Genomic DNA, 18,313 nt, shown 5'->3' on the forward strand with positions numbered 1-18,313 from the left:
TATGACGGGAAATGCCACCCTTTTTACCTTAGCCAGTTTGTTTTCGCCAGTTCGATCACTTCATCACCGCGTCCGCTGATGATTGCCCGCAGCATATACAGGCTAAATCCTTTGGCCTGCTCGAGTTTGATTTGTGGCGGAATGGCTAACTCTTCTTTGGCAACCACCACATCCACCAGCACCGGGCCGTCTATAGAGAAGGCGCGTTGCAGTGCTTCATCGACTTCAGACGCTTTTTCTACGCGGATACCCGTAATGCCGCACGCTTCGGCGATACGGGCAAAGTTGGTGTCGTGCAGTTCGGTGCCGTCGGTAAGGTAGCCACCGGCTTTCATCTCCATCGCCACAAAGCCCAGCACGCTGTTGTTGAAGACGATAATTTTCACCGGCAGTTTCATCTGCACTACTGAGAGGAAATCGCCCATCAACATGCTAAAACCGCCATCGCCGCACATGGCGACCACCTGACGTTCCGGCTCCGTTGCCTGAGCCCCCAGCGCCTGTGGCATGGCATTAGCCATTGAACCGTGGTTAAACGAACCTAACAGGCGACGCTTGCCGTTCATTTTCAGATAACGCGCTGCCCATACTGTTGGCGTGCCGACGTCACAGGTAAAGATGGCGTCATCGGCAGCAAAATGGCTAATTTGCTGCGCCAGATATTGCGGATGAATTGCTTTCTCGCTCGGTTTAGCTAAATCGTCCAGCCCTTTGCGAGCATCGCGGTAATTTTCCAGCGCCTTATCGAGGAACTTGCGATCGGTTTTTTCTTCTACTAGCGGTAGCAATGCACGCAGAGTCGATTTGATATCGCCGACCAGTGCCATATCCACCTTGCTGTGTGCGCCAATGCTCGCTGGGTTGATATCAATCTGAATAATTTTGGCATCGGTCGGGTAGAACGCGCGGTAGGGAAATTGCGTGCCGAGCAGCACTAACGTGTCGGCGTTCATCATGGTATGAAAACCCGATGAGAAGCCGATTAATCCCGTCATTCCAACATCATACGGGTTATCGTATTCGACATGTTCTTTACCGCGCAGGGCATGAATAATAGGCGCTTTAATTTTCCCGGCAAACTCGACTAACTCTTTATGCGCTCCCGCACAGCCGCTGCCGCACATCAGGGCGATATTGCTGGAGTAACGCAGCAGTTGCGCCAGTTTGCGTAACTCTTCTTCTTCCGGTGTGACTACCGGCTGTGGCGCATGATACCAGTGCGTAGTTGCCCCTTCTGGCGCTGGTTTTAACGCTACGTCGCCCGGTAAAACGACAACCGAAACGCCACGGTTAAGCACTGCTTTGCGCATGGCTATTGCCAGCACTTGTGGGATCTGCTCCGGGCTGGAAACCAGCTCGCAATAGTGACTACATTCGCGGAATAACTCTTGCGGGTGGGTCTCCTGAAAATAACCGCTGCCGATTTCGCTGGAAGGGATGTGGGCGGCAATCGCCAGTACCGGAACGTGATTGCGATGACAATCGAACAGGCCGTTGATTAAGTGAAGGTTGCCGGGGCCGCACGATCCGGCACAGACCGCCAGTTCTCCTGAAAGCTGGGCTTCAGCGCCAGCGGCAAAGGCCGCGACTTCTTCATGGCGAGTAGGCATCCACTCGATAGTGCCCATGCGATTAAGACTGTCGCTAAGACCGTTCAGTGAGTCACCCGTGACTCCCCAGATGCGTTTCACGCCTGCCGATTCGAGCGTTTTGGCGATATAAGCTGCAACCGTTTGTTTCATGGTTCTCCATCTCCTGAATGTGATAACGGTAACAAGTTTAGTAGATGCTGCCTGTTGCGCTGGCTGAATACTGATATTTCTGTTGCTTTTAATCCGGGAATCGCCAAGGCTGATGCGAATGACATTTTTACGATAAAAGGACTTAATTCAGATGGTTACACCAATGTTAAATGCAGTGAACCGGATGCTGACGCATGAGGATTTTGGCAAATTATTGTTACGCCTGGCGGTGGGTGGATTGATGCTTTTCCACGGGATACATAAGTTATTTGCCGGAATTGACGGTATTAGTGGAATGCTGGTTGCAAAAGGTTTTCCTGGCTTTATTGCCTACGGCGTACTGATTGGGGAAGTGGCTGCGCCGATATTGATTATATTAGGTATTTTGACGCGACCAGCCGCATTGGTTATCGCCCTGACAATGGTCGTGGCGTGGTTGATGGTGGGAATGGGAAAAACAGGGATGCTGGATAAAACCGGAGCCTGGGCGATTGAAAGCCTGGTTTATTTCTTTATTGCAGCTCTGGCCGTCGCTTTTCTTGGTGCCGGGCGTTATGCCGTGGCGGGTAATTCTGCCTGGCGATAACTCCTTAAAAAATGCCCGGCTAAGTTTGCCGGGCATTAAACTTTAGGCGAGAACCATATCCCCCTGCGGATGGCAGGAGCAGGCCAGTACGTAACCTTCGGCGATTTCGGCGTCGGTCAGCGTCATGGTGCTGCTCACCGTATATTCACCGGAAACCACTTTTGTCTTACAGCAGCCGCAAACACCCGCACGGCAGGCGGCGACAACCGGAACTTTGTTGCTTTCCAGCGCCTCCAGCAGCGTGGTGCCAACCGGTGCGTAAAATTCTTGCGCCGGTTGCAGTTTGGTGAATTTCAGACCGCTGGTCGCCGTTTCCGCCACTGGCGTAAAGAATTTCTCTTTAAAGAAGTGTGTCACGCCAAGCGCCTTCACTTCCTGTTCTACCCAATCCATATACGGAGCCGGGCCACAGGTCATCACGGTACGTGAAGCCAGTTCAGGAACGCTTGCCAGCAATTCGCGAGTGAGACGACCCGCGATAAAGCCTTCGCTGACGTTATTTTCCGCCACCAGCGTCACCGGATAATTACGCCACTCATCAGCGAAAATGACGTCCTGCGGCGTACGCACGTTGTAGATCACCTGTACATCCGCCTGCGGACGATTTTTCGCCAGCCAGCGACGCATCGACATAATCGGCGTGACGCCGCAGCCGGCCGCCAGCAGCAGGAATTTATCTTCTGATTTATCGTCGCAGGTAAATTCCCCCATCGCGTCCGAAAGCCAGAGATAGTCACCGCGTTTCACGTCGCGGGTCAGCCACTGGGAACCGACACCGTCATCAATCCGCCGCACTGTCAGGGTGATGTATTCACTCACGCCTGGTGTGGAGGAGATAGTATAAGCACGCAGCGTTTCGGCTGAGTTTCGTACGCTGACCAGCGCATATTGCCCGGCGCGATACGGATAGTAATCGTGGCAAATCAGGGAAATCGTCCACACATCCGGCGTTTCTTGCTTAATGTGATGAACCTGCATCCGCCACGGGCATTGGTTCGTTGGCATCGTCATCGACAAACTCCTTACGCGCTCAACAGTTGCTTCATGTCTTCTTCAACAGTGGTGATAGAACGCAGGCCGAATTTCTCGTTCAGCACCGCCAGTAGATCTGGTGTCAGGAAGCCGGGTGCAGTCGGGCCGGTGACGATATTTTTCACGCCCAGAGAAAGCAGCGTCAGCAGAATGACAATCGCTTTCTGTTCAAACCAGGAGAGCACCAGCGACAACGGCAGATCGTTAACACCGCAGCCCAGTTTTTCTGCCAGCGTTACCGCCAGAATAATCGCTGAATAAGCATCGTTACACTGACCGGCATCCACCAGACGCGGCAGGCCTTCGATATCGCCAAACTCGAGTTTGTTAAAGCGATATTTACCACAGGCGAGGGTCAGGATCAGGCAGTCATCCGGCACGCTGGTGGCGAAATCGGTGAAGTAGTGACGTTCGCCGCGCGCGCCGTCACAGCCGCCAAGCAGGAAGATATGACGCAGTTTTTCGCGGCTCACCAGATCAATCAGCGTATCCGCCGCGCCAAGCAGCGTCTGGCGACCAAAACCCACAGTGATCAGGTGCGGAATTTCGCTGTACGGGAAGCCCGCCATTTGTTGCGCCTGGGCGATAACCGCAGAGAAATCATCACCATCCAGATGACGCACGCCCGGCCAGCCAACAATGCTGCGGGTCCAGATACGATCGTCATAAGCGCCGACGGTTGGGTCGATGATGCAGTTAGAGGTCATCACGATGGGGCCAGGGAAGCGAGCAAACTCAACTTGTTGATTCTGCCAGCCGCTGCCGTAGTTACCGACCAGATGTTTGAATTTACGCAGTTCCGGGTAGCCATGCGCTGGCAGCATTTCGCCGTGGGTGTAGACATTAACGCCCGTGCCTTCGGTCTGTTCCAGCAGGTTGTAGAGATCTTTGAGATCGTGACCGGAAATCAGGATGCATTTGCCCGCCGTCGCTTTCACGTTGACCTGCGTTGGCGTCGGGTGACCGTATTTACCGGTTTCGCCTGCATCCAGAATGCTCATCACTTTGAAGTTCATCTGACCGATTTCCATTGAACACTCGAGAAGAGCGTTCATATCGGAAGGCCAGGTTCCCAGCCATGCCATGATTTTATGGTACTGGGCGTAAATATCGTTGTCGTATTGACCGAGAACGTGTGCGTGTTCCATATAGGCCGCCGCACCTTTCAGGCCATACAGGCAGAGCAGACGCAGGCCGAGAATGTTTTCGCCAATCGCCGCTTTATCTTTGTTCGGGGTAAATTCTGCCGCCTGACGTTGCAGTTCGCCGAGATCGTCGCTCACCAGTTGTAAGTCCGCCATCGGGTTATCGACGTGGGCGTTGGCATCTACAGCCAGGCATTGCGCTTTCAGTGCCTCGCGCAGGGCAATCGCTTCACGAGCGTAGCCGACAATACGCGGAGAATCGAAGTTAACGTTGGTCAGGGTTGAGAAAAATGCGCGTGGCGCGAAGCTGTCAACGTCGTGGTTGATGATGCCGTATTCACGCGCTTTTACCGCCCAGGCAGAAAGCCCTTGCAGCGCCGCGATGAGTAAATCCTGAAGGTCAGAGGTTTCCGCCGTTTTACCACACATCCCCTGCGCGTATGAGCAGCCGTTTCCTGCCGGAGTACGGATAGTTTGTTCACATTGCACACAAAACATGATCACACCTTTTAAAGTTATATTTAATATACATGTTTAAGGTTAAGACTCTTCAAGACGGGATAAAAGGGGTTTTTCATGCAACTTTAAGGGAGATTGATTTAGCGCAATTTTGGCGGCAGAGATCTACCGCCAGAGAGGTATTACGCAGAGAAAAGGGCGATCAGAATTGGCACTAACAGACTAAGAATAAAACCGTGAACAATCGCCGCTGGAACCATCTCCAGCCCGCCTGTCCGCTGAAGCACGGGCAGGGTGAAATCCATTGATGTGGCACCGCACAAACCCAGTGCCGTTGAGCGACTGCGACGGATAAGACCGGGGATTAACATAATGGCGATTAGCTCACGAGCCAGATCATTAAAAAACGCCGCGCTTCCGATTACCGGCCCAAAAGATTCGGTCAACAAAATACCGGAAAGAGAATACCAGCCGAAACCGGAGGCCATTGCCAGCGCGGTATTGATGGGGAGATCAAGAATAAAGGCGTTAATTAAGCCACCAATTAAAGAACTGGCAACCACCACCACAGCGACAATCATTCCCCGGCGATTAAGGACAATCTGCTTTAAGGTCATGCCATTATTGCGTAGCTGAATACCGACGAGGAAAAGTAACAGAATTAATGTGTATTCGCTGGCTTCAGTGGCGTGTTGTAAGAAACCTAATCCGCTAAGGCCAATGGCAAAACCAATTACGACTACGCCGCACAGTTTTAGCGACTCCAGCGCCATCGCAATACGTGACGGGAGTTTTTCTTGCTGGTGGTTATTACGCCACGGCAGACCGCGCTCCAGCCACAACAACGCAATAATATTGCAGAGTAAAATAATGGTAATGCTGACGGCGGAATAATGCAGTATCGCCAGCAAATTACTGGCGAGATTATCAAGGAACGCCAGACTGATACCCATAAAAAAGAGAATGAGATAGACCATCCAGCTTAATAGCTGATTAATGCGTTTTAACGCAGCTTTTTGGCGAAGCGGAATGAGGTAACCCACAATCAGGGGAACCAGAATGATTAACAGCCCAGAAAACATGAAAACTCAGTCCTTGCAAAGAAGAAGTCGAAATGCGCGATGACACACTACTGAAAGCAGAAGGATGAGTAAAGTTGCAATTAAAAGGAAACGTTATTCATCAGAAGGGGACTACGTTTAGGTTAATTCTATTTGAGAGTTTAACATTGTTGCGCTCCTTTCATGTGCAATGCCATATAAAGCCACTGGCGCAAGGAGCACGCAGGGGGAGGACAATCGCCTCCTCCCCCTGCACCCCCGGGCTCTGGCGAACAAAATCGCCGCTGCGCGGTGCCTTCAGCTTATCCCCTGCGGCTACCGGGTCGGGCGCGAGGTAACGTCCCTGTAAAACGCGCCCTCAGCCCACATCCATGTGGGCTGCCCCGGCCTTCGGGGAACGCTTCAGCGATTTTGACGCCACCAACACCCGTGCGGTTTGTAACGTCGAAGATAAAACAATCAGGGCAGATAAAATGCCAATGCTAATTAATCACGTTTTTCCAGCAGAGTACGGTAAATCAGACCACCGATAATACCGCCGACAATTGGCACCACCCAGAAGAACCACAGTTGTTCTAATGCCCAACCGCCCTGGAAGATGGCAACCGCAGTACTGCGCGCCGGGTTAACGGAAGTGTTAGTCACCGGAATACTGATTAAGTGAATCAGCGTTAATGCCAGACCAATGGCAATGGGTGCAAAACCCGCCGGAGCGTATTTGTCAGTTGCACCGTGGATCACCAGCAGGAAACCCGCACTCAGTACCAGTTCAACCACCAGTGCAGAAAGCATGGAATAACCGCCCGGTGAATGCTCGCCATAACCGTTAGAAGCAAAACCGCTGGCTGCCGCGTCAAATCCAGCTTTGCCGCTGGCAATTAAATACAGCAGTGCCGCCGCAACAATACCGCCGACAACCTGGGCAATCACATAGCCAACGACTTCTTTTGCCGGGAAACGACCGCCTGCCCATAAACCAATAGTGACCGCCGGGTTAAAATGACCACCAGAAATATGACCGACAGCGAAGGCCATGGTCAGTACGGTCAGACCAAAAGCCAGCGCGACACCAGCAAAACCAATGCCTAATTCCGGGAACGCCGCCGCCAGCACTGCGCTACCGCAGCCACCAAATACAAGCCAGAAAGTACCAAAACATTCAGCTGCTAATTTTCTGAACATATCCACCTCAATTAAAAATTGACCCTGTGAAAAATATGGTCGTTTTATAGGGTCGTCGTAAAAAAGTGACGACAGAAATAATGCGTGGGTATTTTAAAAACGAAGGCGACTCATTCGCCAGATAAATAAATCCAGTAATTTTGATTTAGGGCAATAGTCGGTTCCCTCATATAGTCATTTGCCTGATTGACATTGTAGTGCAAACAACTGAATTAAGCCTTTGGGGGTAACAGAAATAATTAATAGGGTTAATTATTTGATTTCGTTGTTTTTTATGGGGAAGCGTCAAGAGGGGGCATAACACAATTATTCGCTCATTTTTCAGACGTTTGCCATGCTTAATTGTGCTGTCATCACGTATTGCCACGGTCTTTCTCGTTATACTGCCGGAGTAGAAGATAAATAACATATTTCTGGAGGGGATATGATTCTTGAGCGCGTTGAAATTGTGGGTTTTCGCGGTATCAACCGTTTATCGTTGATGCTGGAACAAAACAACGTCCTGATTGGGGAGAACGCGTGGGGTAAATCCAGCTTGCTGGATGCCTTAACCCTGCTGTTATCGCCAGAGTCAGATCTCTACCATTTTGAGCGCGACGATTTCTGGTTTCCGACGGGAGATATCAATGGGCGGGAACATCATCTGCATATCATTTTGACCTTCCGTGAATCGCTGCCAGGCCGGCATCGGGTGCGCCGCTATCGTCCGCTGGAAGCGTGCTGGACGCCGTGCGCCGATGGTTATCACCGTATTTTTTATCGCCTGGAAGGGGAGAGTGCGGAAGATGGCAGCGTGATGACACTCCGCAGTTTTCTCGATAAAGACGGACATCCGATTGATGTCGAGGATATTAACGATCAGGCACGCCATCTGGTGCGTTTAATGCCGGTGCTGCGCTTGCGTGATGCCCGTTTTATGCGCCGTATTCGTAGTGGCACGGTGCCAAATGTCCCCAATGTGGAAGTCACCGCACGCCAGCTCGATTTCCTCGCCCGTGAGTTATCCTCGCATCCACAAAATCTCTCTGATGGGCAGATTCGTCAGGGGCTTTCGGCAATGGTGCAACTGCTTGAGCATTATTTCTCCGAGCAGGGAGCCGGACAGGCGAGATATCGTTTAATGCGGCGGCGAGCCAGCAATGAACAACGAAGCTGGCGCTATCTGGATATCATCAACCGGATGATTGACCGGCCCGGAGGTCGTTCGTATCGGGTTATTTTGCTCGGCCTGTTTGCCACTTTATTGCAGGCAAAAGGGACATTGCGGCTGGATAAAGACGCCCGTCCATTATTGCTGATAGAAGATCCAGAAACCCGTTTACACCCCATTATGCTTTCAGTTGCCTGGCATCTGCTGAATCTTCTGCCATTGCAGCGTATTGCTACCACCAACTCTGGCGAGCTGCTTTCGTTAACGCCGGTGGAGCATGTTTGCCGTCTGGTGCGTGAATCTTCTCGCGTTGCCGCCTGGCGTCTGGGGCCGAGTGGCTTGAGTACCGAAGACAGCCGACGCATCTCCTTTCATATTCGTTTTAACCGTCCGTCATCGCTGTTTGCCCGTTGCTGGTTGCTGGTGGAAGGGGAAACAGAAACCTGGGTTATTAACGAACTGGCGCGTCAATGCGGGCATCATTTCGATGCAGAAGGGATTAAGGTCATTGAATTTGCCCAGTCCGGGCTAAAACCGCTGGTCAAATTTGCCCGGCGGATGGGGATTGAATGGCATGTGCTGGTCGATGGCGATGAAGCCGGGAAGAAATATGCCGCTACGGTGCGCAGCCTGCTGAATAACGATCGGGAAGCTGAACGAGAACATTTAACGGCGTTACCGGCGCTGGATATGGAACATTTTATGTATCGCCAGGGGTTTTCCGATGTGTTCCATCGCGTGGCGCAAATCCCGGAAAACGTGCCGATGAATCTGCGCAAAATTATCTCGAAGGCGATCCATCGCTCTTCCAAACCCGATCTCGCCATTGAAGTGGCAATGGAGGCCGGACGTCGTGGGGTGGAGTCCGTGCCGACGCTGCTGAAAAAAATGTTCTCACGCGTGTTGTGGCTGGCGCGCGGTCGGGCAGATTAACCGCGAAACATCGTTGTCATCTGTGGCTGAATGGCGTCGAGCATTTCATAGCGCCGACGGTATTCAGCTCTTTTTTTACTGGCGATTTCGGCAACTTCTTTTCGTGCTATCTGTGCTGGAAGGCGGTAGTGACGTTCAGCATCACATACGCCACCAACCGATTCCCAGAAAGCGTTGTAATCAGCATGGATCTTGCCTTCTTTATCGCGATAACGCAGGCTGCGGTAAATATGCGTTTCATTACTGACGGCAATGATTTGCTCTACCTGTAAACGTTGGGCAAACAGGCAGGCCGCTTCCATCACGAGGCGTTTTGGAAATAGCCCGTGGCAGGCTTTCGTCGCATTCTGAATTTCCTGATGCGGAATTTCCCATTTCGCACCTTGCAGTCCGCCAATAAACATCGTTCTTTTACCCTGATATTCACACAGGGTAAAAGTGATCTCCGCCAGAGGAATACCTTCACCGTTACGGAACAGGATTGTGCTGTCACCTTCTTTATCCATTGAGATCATCATGGTCAGCTCAAGCGTGAACTGCTCACCGTTTTTGCCTTCCAGCTTCGCCAGTTGCAGCCCGGGGGTATTCAAATATAAGCTGAATTCTTCTGCCGACATACACGCACGCAGCAATGCATAATGGTAACGTAACGCCTCGAGTAATTGCTTACGGTTAAGATTGGCGGCAAGGTAAGGGCGATGCAGACGAACAGGCAGTCGCGGCTGGCGTGTTAACAGCGTATTGAGATTAGGCCAGTGGGATAGTTCGTTCATCCATTCAACGCTTAAGCGCGGCATAATCAACGAGCGCAGCAAAAATTTCTGACGAAAGCTACGTCGGTGCCAGAATTTACCTGGTCGACACTGTCCGCGTGCCAGACTAAGAAAAAGAGACAGGCTGCTGAGAGATTCAGATGGCGTAAAGGACCGTTCAGTTAGCTGCGACATATTCATGAAATCAATGGTTATACATGACGCCGATTTCACCATTGCGTATCTTAACCAAACATCAATAGTGTGATTACTAACGTAAATTTTAGGGTTTTGTTGATATTTCGTTGAAGTTGATGACCCGGATTGGCATATGGAGTATTCAGAATATTTATGAAAAATCGGAGAACCGTGAAGAAACGTTACGTTATTGCGCTGGTGATAGTCATCGCCGGGCTGATTGCGTTATGGAGAATTCTCAACGCGCCCGTGCCGACTTATCAGACACTGATTGTGCGCCCCGGTGATTTGCAGCAAAGCGTACTGGCGACCGGAAAGCTGGACGCGCTGCGTAAGGTTGACGTAGGCGCGCAGGTCAGCGGTCAGTTGAAAACGCTGTCGGTGGCGATTGGCGATAAAGTTAAAAAAGATCAGCTTTTAGGGGTTATTGATCCTGAACAGGCAGAAAACCAGATCAAGGAAGTGGAAGCCACACTGATGGAGCTGCGCGCGCAGCGGCAGCAGGCGGAAGCGGAGCTGAAACTGGCGCGGGTGACGTATTCACGTCAACAACGTCTGGCGCAAACGCAGGCGGTTTCACAACAGGATCTCGACACCGCCGCGACGGAGATGGCTGTGAAACAGGCGCAAATCGGCACTATTGACGCGCAAATTAAGCGCAATCAGGCCTCTCTCGACACAGCTAAAACTAATCTCGATTACACCCGCATCGTGGCTCCAATGGCCGGGGAAGTCACGCAAATCACCACTCTGCAAGGTCAGACGGTGATTGCCGCACAACAAGCACCGAACATTCTGACGCTGGCAGATATGAGCACTATGCTGGTAAAAGCGCAGGTTTCTGAAGCGGATGTTATCCACCTGAAGCCGGGGCAAAAAGCCTGGTTTACGGTGCTTGGCGATCCGCTGACGCGCTACGAAGGGCAGATTAAAGACGTGCTACCGACGCCGGAAAAGGTTAACGATGCCATTTTCTACTATGCCCGTTTTGAAGTGCCAAACCCCAATGGTTTGCTGCGGCTGGATATGACGGCGCAGGTTCATATTCAGCTCACCGATGTGAAAAACGTGCTGACGATCCCTCTGTCAGCGTTAGGCGATCCGGTTGGTGATAATCGTTATAAGGTCAAGTTGTTGCGTAATGGTGAAACACGCGAGCGTGAAGTGACGATTGGCGCACGTAACGATACCGATGTTGAGATTGTCAAAGGGCTGGAAGCGGGCGATGAAGTGGTGATTGGTGAGGCCAAGCCAGGAGCTGCGCAATGACGCCTTTGCTCGAATTGAAGGATATTCGCCGCAGCTATCCCGCTGGGGATGAGCAGGTCGAGGTGCTGAAGGGCATCAGCCTTGATATTTATGCCGGTGAGATGGTGGCGATTGTCGGCGCTTCGGGTTCTGGTAAATCGACCCTGATGAATATTCTCGGCTGCCTGGATCAAGCCACCAGCGGCACCTATCGCGTTGCCGGTCAGGATGTTGCCACACTGGACGCCGATGCGCTGGCGCAACTGCGCCGCGAGCATTTTGGCTTTATTTTCCAGCGTTACCATTTGCTTTCGCATTTAACCGCCGAGCAGAACGTTGAAGTACCCGCCGTCTATGCCGGTCTTGAGCGGAAACAGCGACTGCTGCGCGCCCAGGAGTTACTGCAACGGCTGGGGCTGGAAGACCGCACAGAGTATTACCCGGCGCAGCTTTCTGGCGGTCAGCAACAGCGTGTCAGTATCGCGCGGGCATTGATGAACGGTGGGCAGGTGATCCTTGCTGATGAACCGACAGGCGCACTGGACAGCCATTCTGGCGAAGAGGTAATGGCGATCCTGCATCAGTTACGCGATCGTGGACATACGGTAATTATCGTCACCCACGATCCACAGATTGCTGCCCAGGCCGAGCGGGTGATCGAAATTCGCGACGGCGAAATCGTGCGCAATCCGCCCGCTATTGAAAAGGAGAATGTTGCTGGTGGGACGGAGCCTGTAGTCAAAACGGCGTCTGGCTGGCGGCAGTTTGTCAGCGGTTTTAACGAGGCGCTGACGATGGCGTGGCGGGCGCTGGCAGCGAATAAAATGCGTACCTTACTGACCATGCTGGGGATTATTATCGGTATTGCGTCGGTGGTTTCTATTGTCGTAGTGGGCGACGCCGCCAAACAAATGGTGCTGGCGGATATTCGTTCTATTGGTACGAATACTATTGATGTCTATCCCGGGAAAGATTTTGGCGATGACGATCCGCAATATCAACAGGCGCTGAAATACGACGACTTAATCGCTATTCAAAAACAACCGTGGGTCGCCTCTGCCACACCCGCCGTTTCGCAAAACCTGCGCCTGCGTTATAACAATGTTGATGTTGCTGCCAGTGCCAACGGCGTGAGCGGCGATTATTTCAATGTCTATGGCATGACCTTCAGCGAAGGGAACACCTTTAATCAGGAGCAACTTAACGGTCGCGCGCAGGTCGTCGTTCTCGACAGTAATACCCGCCGTCAGCTTTTCCCGCATAAAGCGGATGTGGTTGGCGAGGTGATTCTGGTTGGCAATATGCCAGCGAGGGTCATCGGCGTGGCGGAAGAAAAACAGTCGATGTTTGGTAGTAGTAAAGTGCTGCGCGTGTGGTTGCCTTACAGCACGATGTCCGGGCGAGTAATGGGACAATCGTGGCTTAACTCAATTACCGTAAGAGTGAAAGAAGGCTTTGACAGCGCCGAGGCGGAACAGCAACTGACGCGTTTGTTGTCGCTGCGTCACGGCAAAAAGGATTTCTTCACCTGGAACATGGACGGCGTCTTGAAAACCGTCGAAAAGACCACACGTACTTTACAACTGTTTCTGACGCTGGTAGCGGTGATTTCGCTGGTGGTCGGAGGCATTGGTGTAATGAACATTATGCTGGTGTCAGTGACCGAGCGAACGCGGGAAATTGGCATTCGCATGGCTGTAGGGGCGCGAGCCGGCGATGTACTGCAACAGTTTCTGATCGAAGCCGTGCTGGTTTGTCTGGTGGGTGGTGCGTTGGGGATCTCTCTTTCGCTGTTAATCGCTTTCACCTTGCAGCTTTTTTTACCCGGCTGGGAAATTGGCTTTTCTCCGTTGGCGCTGCTGCTGGCGTTTCTTTGCTCGACCATTACCGGGATTTTATTCGGCTGGTTGCCTGCGAGAAATGCGGCACGGCTGGATCCAGTGGATGCTCTGGCGCGAGAGTAGTATTTGAGATAAAAATGCCAGCCGATCGGGCTGGCATTTTGCCTGTAGGATGTACACAATGAGACAGAAGAGCTATGCGACTGCCGCTTCTACTTCGACGGGCACAATAACACTGGCATGATTGCCTTTTGGCCCCTGGTGGACATCAAACTGAACGGATTGCCCAGCTTTTAGCGTTCTGTAACCATCCATCTGGATGGTGGAATAATGAGCGAAAATATCTTCGCCGCCGCCTTCAGGGCAGATGAAACCAAACCCTTTGGCATTGTTGAACCACTTAACAGTACCCTTTTCCATGCTTCGACATCCTTCGCAAATCTTATACAAGTAAGATGGAATAAACCGGGGTCAGAGAGGGGGCAGTTCAAAACCTCGCCAACTCTAGAAATACAATTTAGAGAAATAGGGCGAGTCGTCAAGCGTTTGACAGGGGCCAGGGGGTAGGTATGCATCAAAAATTTGAAGCAGTTAACGCTATTGACAGTAATGTGACTGATGTCGCTGATGCCAACGATAGATGATACTTATCTATTATGTGGAGTAGATTGGTCAGGCAAATAAGCTCTTGTCAGCGGCAGAGCGTTCTGCCGATAACCGTAACCGAAGATGATAACTGACAATGGGTAAAACGAACGACTGGCTGGACTTTGATCAACTGGCGGAAGAAAAAGTGCGTGACGCGCTAAAACCGCCATCTATGTATAAAGTGATATTAGTCAATGATGATTACACTCCGATGGAGTTTGTTATTGACGTGTTACAAAAATTCTTTTCTTATGATGTAGAACGTGCAACGCAATTGATGCTCGCTGTTCACTACCAGGGGAAGGCCATTTGCGGAGTCTTTACCGCCGAGGTTGCAGAAACCAAAGTGGCGATGGTGAACAAGTACGCGAGGGAGAACGAGCATCCATTGCTGTGTACGCTGGAAAAAGCCTGAATGCAGGCATAAAAATTGGGGGAGGTGCCTATGCTCAATCAAGAACTGGAACTCAGTTTAAACATGGCTTTCGCCAGAGCGCGCGAGCACCGTCATGAGTTTATGACCGTCGAGCACTTGTTACTGGCATTGCTCAGTAATCCGTCTGCTCGGGAGGCGCTGGAAGCATGTTCCGTGGATCTGGTGGCGCTCCGTCAGGAACTGGAAGCCTTTATTGAACAAACCACACCCGTTCTGCCTGCCAGTGAAGAGGAGCGCGACACGCAGCCGACGCTGAGTTTTCAGCGGGTACTGCAACGTGCGGTCTTCCATGTTCAGTCCTCCGGTCGCAGTGAGGTTACCGGTGCGAATGTTCTGGTTGCTATCTTTAGCGAACAGGAGTCACAGGCGGCGTATCTGTTGCGCAAACATGAAGTCAGCCGTCTCGATGTGGTGAACTTTATTTCTCATGGCACGCGTAAAGACGAGCCATCTCAGTCTTCTGAACCAGGAAACCAGCCGAGCAGTGAAGAACAAGCTGGTGGGGAGGACCGTATGGAGAATTTCACGACTAACCTGAACCAGCTTGCACGCGTGGGAGGAATCGACCCGCTGATTGGTCGTGAGAAGGAACTGGAGCGCGCCATTCAGGTTCTCTGTCGCCGCCGTAAAAACAACCCGCTGCTGGTCGGGGAGTCTGGCGTCGGTAAAACCGCGATTGCGGAAGGTCTTGCCTGGCGTATTGTTCAGGGCGATGTACCGGAAGTGATGGCTGACTGTACGATTTACTCCCTCGATATCGGTTCTCTGTTAGCGGGCACCAAATATCGCGGTGACTTTGAAAAACGTTTCAAAGCATTGCTTAAACAACTTGAGCAGGATACAAACAGCATCCTGTTTATTGATGAGATCCACACCATCATCGGCGCAGGTGCAGCCTCTGGCGGTCAGGTGGATGCAGCTAACCTGATTAAACCGTTGCTCTCCAGCGGTAAAATTCGCGTTATAGGTTCGACGACGTATCAGGAGTTCAGCAACATTTTCGAGAAAGACCGTGCTCTGGCGCGTCGCTTCCAGAAAATTGATATTACTGAACCGTCGATCGAAGAAACTGTTCAAATCATCAACGGCCTGAAACCGAAGTATGAAGCGCACCACGACGTGCGTTATACCGCGAAAGCGGTGCGTGCGGCGGTAGAGCTGGCGGTGAAATACATAAACGATCGTCATCTGCCGGATAAAGCGATTGACGTTATCGACGAAGCGGGCGCTCGTGCACGCCTGATGCCGGTAAGCAAGCGCAAGAAAACGGTCAATGTAGCGGATATTGAATCCGTGGTAGCCCGTATTGCACGTATTCCAGAGAAGAGCGTTTCTCAGAGTGACCGCGATACGCTGAGAAACCTCGGCGATCGCCTGAAAATGCTGGTCTTCGGTCAGGATAAAGCCATTGAGGCGCTTACCGAAGCCATCAAGATGGCGCGTGCAGGCTTAGGTCATGAACATAAACCTGTCGGTTCGTTCCTGTTTGCCGGTCCAACCGGGGTCGGGAAAACCGAGGTGACAGTACAGCTTTCGAAAGCTTTGGGCATTGAGCTTCTGCGTTTTGATATGTCCGAGTATATGGAACGTCATACCGTTAGCCGCCTGATTGGTGCGCCTCCGGGGTACGTTGGTTTTGATCAGGGTGGTCTGCTGACCGATGCGGTGATCAAACATCCACACGCGGTACTGCTGCTGGACGAAATCGAGAAAGCGCATCCGGACGTGTTCAACATTCTATTGCAGGTGATGGACAACGGCACGCTGACCGATAACAACGGACGCAAGGCAGACTTCCGTAACGTGGTGCTGGTGATGACCACCAACGCCGGGGTACGTGAAACCGAGCGTAAATCCATTGGCCTTATCCACCAGGATAACAGCACCGACGCGATGGAAGAGATCAAGAAGATCTTTACGCCGGAATTCCGTAACCGTCTCGACAACATTATCTGGTTCGATCATCTGTCAACTGACGTGATCCATCAGGTGGTGGATAAATTTATTGTCGAGTTGCAGGTTCAGCTGGATCAAAAAGGTGTTTCTCTGGAAGTGAGTCAGGAAGCGCGTAACTGGCTGGCTGAGAAAGGTTATGACCGGGCAATGGGGGCACGTCCGATGGCACGCGTCATTCAGGACAACCTGAAAAAACCGCTCGCTAACGAACTGCTGTTTGGCTCGCTGGTGGACGGCGGTCAGGTCACCGTTGCACTGGATAAAGAGAAAAATGAGCTGACCTACGGGTTCCAGAGTGCGCAAAAGCACAAGGCGGAAGCAGCGCATTAATCCGATGGTGTAAAGCCTTTTAAGTAGGTTGATAAAGTCCGTAATCCTGTATGGGGTTACGGACTTTTTTTGTTTGTGAGGTGAGGGCGGTTGTAACCCTAATTTTTATGGTTACTGTAACTTATTGATAATTAATGCTGCTGGAAGGTAAGGATAAAAAAGGGTAGCAGCAGGGAAATTAGATAGTTTTACTTTATTAACAACGGGCTAAACGTGTAGTATTTGAGTTCACTGCCGTACAGGCAGCTTAGAAATTGCGCCGCTTCGTGTAGCGTCGGGAACATGGGTTCACTGCCGTACAGGCAGCTTAGAAAGGTCATCCTGAACGTAACCAGTGGCGAAACAGGTTCACTGCCGTACAGGCAGCTTAGAAAAACAACGGCAGCCTGTTCGTCGCGGGTAACGTGTTCACTGCCGTACAGGCAGCTTAGAAAAACGTCTAAAAGCCAAATTCGGCTAAGAGGAAGTTCACTGCCGTACAGGCAGCTTAGAAAACCAACAAATACGGGTGTTGCCGCGCAACACAGTTCACTGCCGTACAGGCAGCTTAGAAAACAAGGGACTGGAAAGACGGCAAGGAATGCAAGTTCACTGCCGTACAGGCAGCTTAGAAAATACTGGATACACCCTCGGCGGCGGTCGTCGAGTTCACTGCCGTACAGGCAGCTTAGAAAAGAGTATAACGTAAAAGTTATGGGCCCTATGAGTTCACTGCCGTACAGGCAGCTTAGAAATATGATTACACCGGGCCTATTAATGGGTATTGGTTCACTGCCGTACAGGCAGCTTAGAAAGTCCAAATCAAAAGTTACTGGAGAACTCATAGGTTCACTGCCGTACAGGCAGCTTAGAAAGCCTGATTCCTTTGTTCCCCCCGTGGCAGCAAGTTCACTGCCGTACAGGCAGCTTAGAAAATCTTCGCGACCCTCAAAAATTGCGTCTATTCGTTCACTGCCGTACAGGCAGCTTAGAAATTAAAGACGCGACGATGGCTGCTATTCGCAATGTTCACTGCCGTACAGGCAGCTTAGAAATGAATACGTGCCCACTCATATCCACGAGATGTGTTCACTGCCGTACAGGCAGCTTAGAAAGCAACGGAAGCCCGGCAGAATGCCGCCGCCGCGTTCACTGCCGTACAGGCAGCTTAGAAAGGTAAACGAGGTTGTTCTGATTCTGGAATCAGGTTCACTGCCGTACAGGCAGCTTAGAAATTGCAAAAAAAAGAGGTCCGATTTTCTATCTAGTTCACTGCCGTACAGGCAGCTTAGAAAACACGCAAGCGGTCAGCAATGCAGCAAGCGGAGTTCACTGCCGTACAGGCAGCTTAGAAACTGGTCACTGCCAGTGACTGAAGCGCCACCAGCGTTCACTGCCGTACAGGCAGCTTAGAAATCGGTGGGCTGGTTTCCTATGCGGCAAAGGTTGTTCACTGCCGTACAGGCAGCTTAGAAATGCTGAACGCGCGAACCAATCCAGCGCATAACGTTCACTGCCGTACAGGCAGCTTAGAAAGCTTACGGTAAATCCGCGTTATACGCAGTGCAGTTCACTGCCGTACAGGCAGCTTAGAAAATTGCCGATGCGTTAAACGTCGATGCGCGATGGTTCACT

14 protein-coding genes and 1 CRISPR repeat array (1 of these 15 cut by a window edge) are annotated in these 18,313 nt (G+C 51.5%); of the genes, 7 read left to right on the plus strand and 7 right to left on the minus strand.

Annotated elements, in window-relative coordinates; genetic code table 11:
* Nucleotides 1-23 precede the first annotated feature (23 nt).
* Nucleotides 24-1,742: a ubiquinone-dependent pyruvate dehydrogenase gene (poxB, locus tag HEM79_RS11450; protein WP_000815333.1), complete on the minus strand. Its 1,719-nt coding sequence runs from the start codon at nt 1,740-1,742 to the stop codon at nt 24-26.
* A gap of 151 nt (nt 1,743-1,893) precedes the next feature.
* On the opposite strand from poxB, the gene HEM79_RS11455 reads away from it, so the two are divergent.
* Nucleotides 1,894-2,328: a DoxX family protein gene (locus tag HEM79_RS11455; protein ID WP_176242815.1), complete on the plus strand. Its 435-nt coding sequence runs from the start codon at nt 1,894-1,896 to the stop codon at nt 2,326-2,328.
* A gap of 42 nt (nt 2,329-2,370) precedes the next feature.
* On the opposite strand, the gene hcr is transcribed toward HEM79_RS11455, so the two are convergent.
* The 4 genes from hcr to aqpZ form a co-directional block, all read right to left on the minus strand.
* Nucleotides 2,371-3,339 carry an NADH oxidoreductase gene (gene hcr, locus HEM79_RS11460; protein ID WP_176242816.1) on the minus strand — a complete coding sequence of 323 codons (969 nt, stop codon included), beginning with the start codon at nt 3,337-3,339 and terminating at the stop codon, nt 2,371-2,373.
* An 11-nt stretch (nt 3,340-3,350) separates the two neighbouring features.
* The gene (gene hcp / locus HEM79_RS11465; RefSeq protein ID WP_176242817.1) at nt 3,351-5,003 is read right to left on the minus strand and encodes a hydroxylamine reductase; all 1,653 of its coding nucleotides are present in this window, start codon (nt 5,001-5,003) and stop codon (nt 3,351-3,353) included.
* Nucleotides 5,004-5,146: 143 nt separating this feature from the next.
* A complete protein-coding gene (gene lysO, locus HEM79_RS11470; protein ID WP_176242818.1) occupies nt 5,147-6,046 on the minus strand; it encodes an L-lysine exporter LysO in 900 nt (299 codons plus the stop codon).
* A gap of 465 nt (nt 6,047-6,511) precedes the next feature.
* Entirely contained in the window at nt 6,512-7,207 is a 696-nt protein-coding gene (gene aqpZ / locus HEM79_RS11475; protein WP_010347562.1) for an aquaporin Z, read from the minus strand.
* A 424-nt stretch (nt 7,208-7,631) separates the two neighbouring features.
* Here aqpZ and HEM79_RS11480 point away from each other — a divergent pair, with 424 nt between their 5' ends.
* Nucleotides 7,632-9,290: an ATP-dependent endonuclease gene (locus HEM79_RS11480; protein WP_000599824.1), complete on the plus strand. Its 1,659-nt coding sequence runs from the start codon at nt 7,632-7,634 to the stop codon at nt 9,288-9,290.
* On the opposite strand, the gene HEM79_RS11485 is transcribed toward HEM79_RS11480, so the two are convergent.
* Nucleotides 9,287-10,243 (minus strand): VirK/YbjX family protein, encoded by a 957-nt coding sequence (locus tag HEM79_RS11485; RefSeq protein WP_176242819.1) that lies wholly within the window; start codon nt 10,241-10,243, stop codon nt 9,287-9,289. The two genes, HEM79_RS11480 and HEM79_RS11485, sit on opposite strands and share 4 nt — an antisense overlap.
* Nucleotides 10,244-10,393: 150 nt before the next feature.
* Here HEM79_RS11485 and macA point away from each other — a divergent pair, with 150 nt between their 5' ends.
* Both macA and macB read left to right on the plus strand, forming a co-directional pair.
* Nucleotides 10,394-11,509 (plus strand): macrolide transporter subunit MacA, encoded by a 1,116-nt coding sequence (gene macA, locus HEM79_RS11490; RefSeq protein WP_000797455.1) that lies wholly within the window; start codon nt 10,394-10,396, stop codon nt 11,507-11,509.
* Nucleotides 11,506-13,452, plus strand: a complete 1,947-nt coding sequence (gene macB / locus HEM79_RS11495) for a macrolide ABC transporter ATP-binding protein/permease MacB (protein ID WP_176242820.1) — start codon at nt 11,506-11,508, stop codon at nt 13,450-13,452. Before macA ends, macB begins: the two co-directional genes overlap by 4 nt.
* Before the next feature lie 72 nt (nt 13,453-13,524).
* On the opposite strand, the gene cspD is transcribed toward macB, so the two are convergent.
* Nucleotides 13,525-13,749, minus strand: a complete 225-nt coding sequence (gene cspD / locus HEM79_RS11500) for a cold shock-like protein CspD (RefSeq protein WP_000410785.1) — start codon at nt 13,747-13,749, stop codon at nt 13,525-13,527.
* Between the two features lie 149 nt (nt 13,750-13,898).
* On the opposite strand from cspD, the gene HEM79_RS22630 reads away from it, so the two are divergent.
* The 3 genes from HEM79_RS22630 to clpA all read left to right on the plus strand — a co-directional run bounded on the left by HEM79_RS22630 (nt 13,899) and on the right by clpA (nt 16,699).
* Complete coding sequence (locus tag HEM79_RS22630) at nt 13,899-13,973, plus strand: hypothetical protein (protein WP_212741843.1); 75 nt, start codon at nt 13,899-13,901, stop codon at nt 13,971-13,973.
* 98 nt (nt 13,974-14,071) lie between these two features.
* Nucleotides 14,072-14,392 carry an ATP-dependent Clp protease adapter ClpS gene (clpS, locus tag HEM79_RS11505; protein ID WP_000520781.1) on the plus strand — a complete coding sequence of 107 codons (321 nt, stop codon included), beginning with the start codon at nt 14,072-14,074 and terminating at the stop codon, nt 14,390-14,392.
* A 30-nt stretch (nt 14,393-14,422) separates the two neighbouring features.
* Nucleotides 14,423-16,699, plus strand: coding sequence for an ATP-dependent Clp protease ATP-binding subunit ClpA (clpA, locus tag HEM79_RS11510; RefSeq protein WP_000934072.1), 2,277 nt, complete (start codon nt 14,423-14,425; stop codon nt 16,697-16,699).
* A gap of 226 nt (nt 16,700-16,925) precedes the next feature.
* Nucleotides 16,926-18,313: direct repeats of the CRISPR family, unit length 28 nt; unit sequence GTTCACTGCCGTACAGGCAGCTTAGAAA; it runs 261 nt beyond the window's last position.

Source organism: Escherichia sp. 93.0816, from assembly GCF_013368855.2.
Lineage (GTDB): Bacteria > Pseudomonadota > Gammaproteobacteria > Enterobacterales > Enterobacteriaceae > Escherichia > Escherichia ruysiae.

Coding starts and splice junctions, on each gene's coding strand:
- poxB (WP_000815333.1), bottom strand. CDS start 1,742: ATGAAACAAACGGTTGCAGCTTATATCGCCAAAACGCTCGAATCGGCA.
- HEM79_RS11455 (WP_176242815.1), top strand. CDS start 1,894: ATGGTTACACCAATGTTAAATGCAGTGAACCGGATGCTGACGCATGAG.
- hcr (WP_176242816.1), bottom strand. CDS start 3,339: ATGACGATGCCAACGAACCAATGCCCGTGGCGGATGCAGGTTCATCAC.
- hcp (WP_176242817.1), bottom strand. CDS start 5,003: ATGTTTTGTGTGCAATGTGAACAAACTATCCGTACTCCGGCAGGAAAC.
- lysO (WP_176242818.1), bottom strand. CDS start 6,046: ATGTTTTCTGGGCTGTTAATCATTCTGGTTCCCCTGATTGTGGGTTAC.
- aqpZ (WP_010347562.1), bottom strand. CDS start 7,207: ATGTTCAGAAAATTAGCAGCTGAATGTTTTGGTACTTTCTGGCTTGTA.
- HEM79_RS11480 (WP_000599824.1), top strand. CDS start 7,632: ATGATTCTTGAGCGCGTTGAAATTGTGGGTTTTCGCGGTATCAACCGT.
- HEM79_RS11485 (WP_176242819.1), bottom strand. CDS start 10,243: ATGAATATGTCGCAGCTAACTGAACGGTCCTTTACGCCATCTGAATCT.
- macA (WP_000797455.1), top strand. CDS start 10,394: ATGAAAAATCGGAGAACCGTGAAGAAACGTTACGTTATTGCGCTGGTG.
- macB (WP_176242820.1), top strand. CDS start 11,506: ATGACGCCTTTGCTCGAATTGAAGGATATTCGCCGCAGCTATCCCGCT.
- cspD (WP_000410785.1), bottom strand. CDS start 13,749: ATGGAAAAGGGTACTGTTAAGTGGTTCAACAATGCCAAAGGGTTTGGT.
- clpS (WP_000520781.1), top strand. CDS start 14,072: ATGGGTAAAACGAACGACTGGCTGGACTTTGATCAACTGGCGGAAGAA.
- clpA (WP_000934072.1), top strand. CDS start 14,423: ATGCTCAATCAAGAACTGGAACTCAGTTTAAACATGGCTTTCGCCAGA.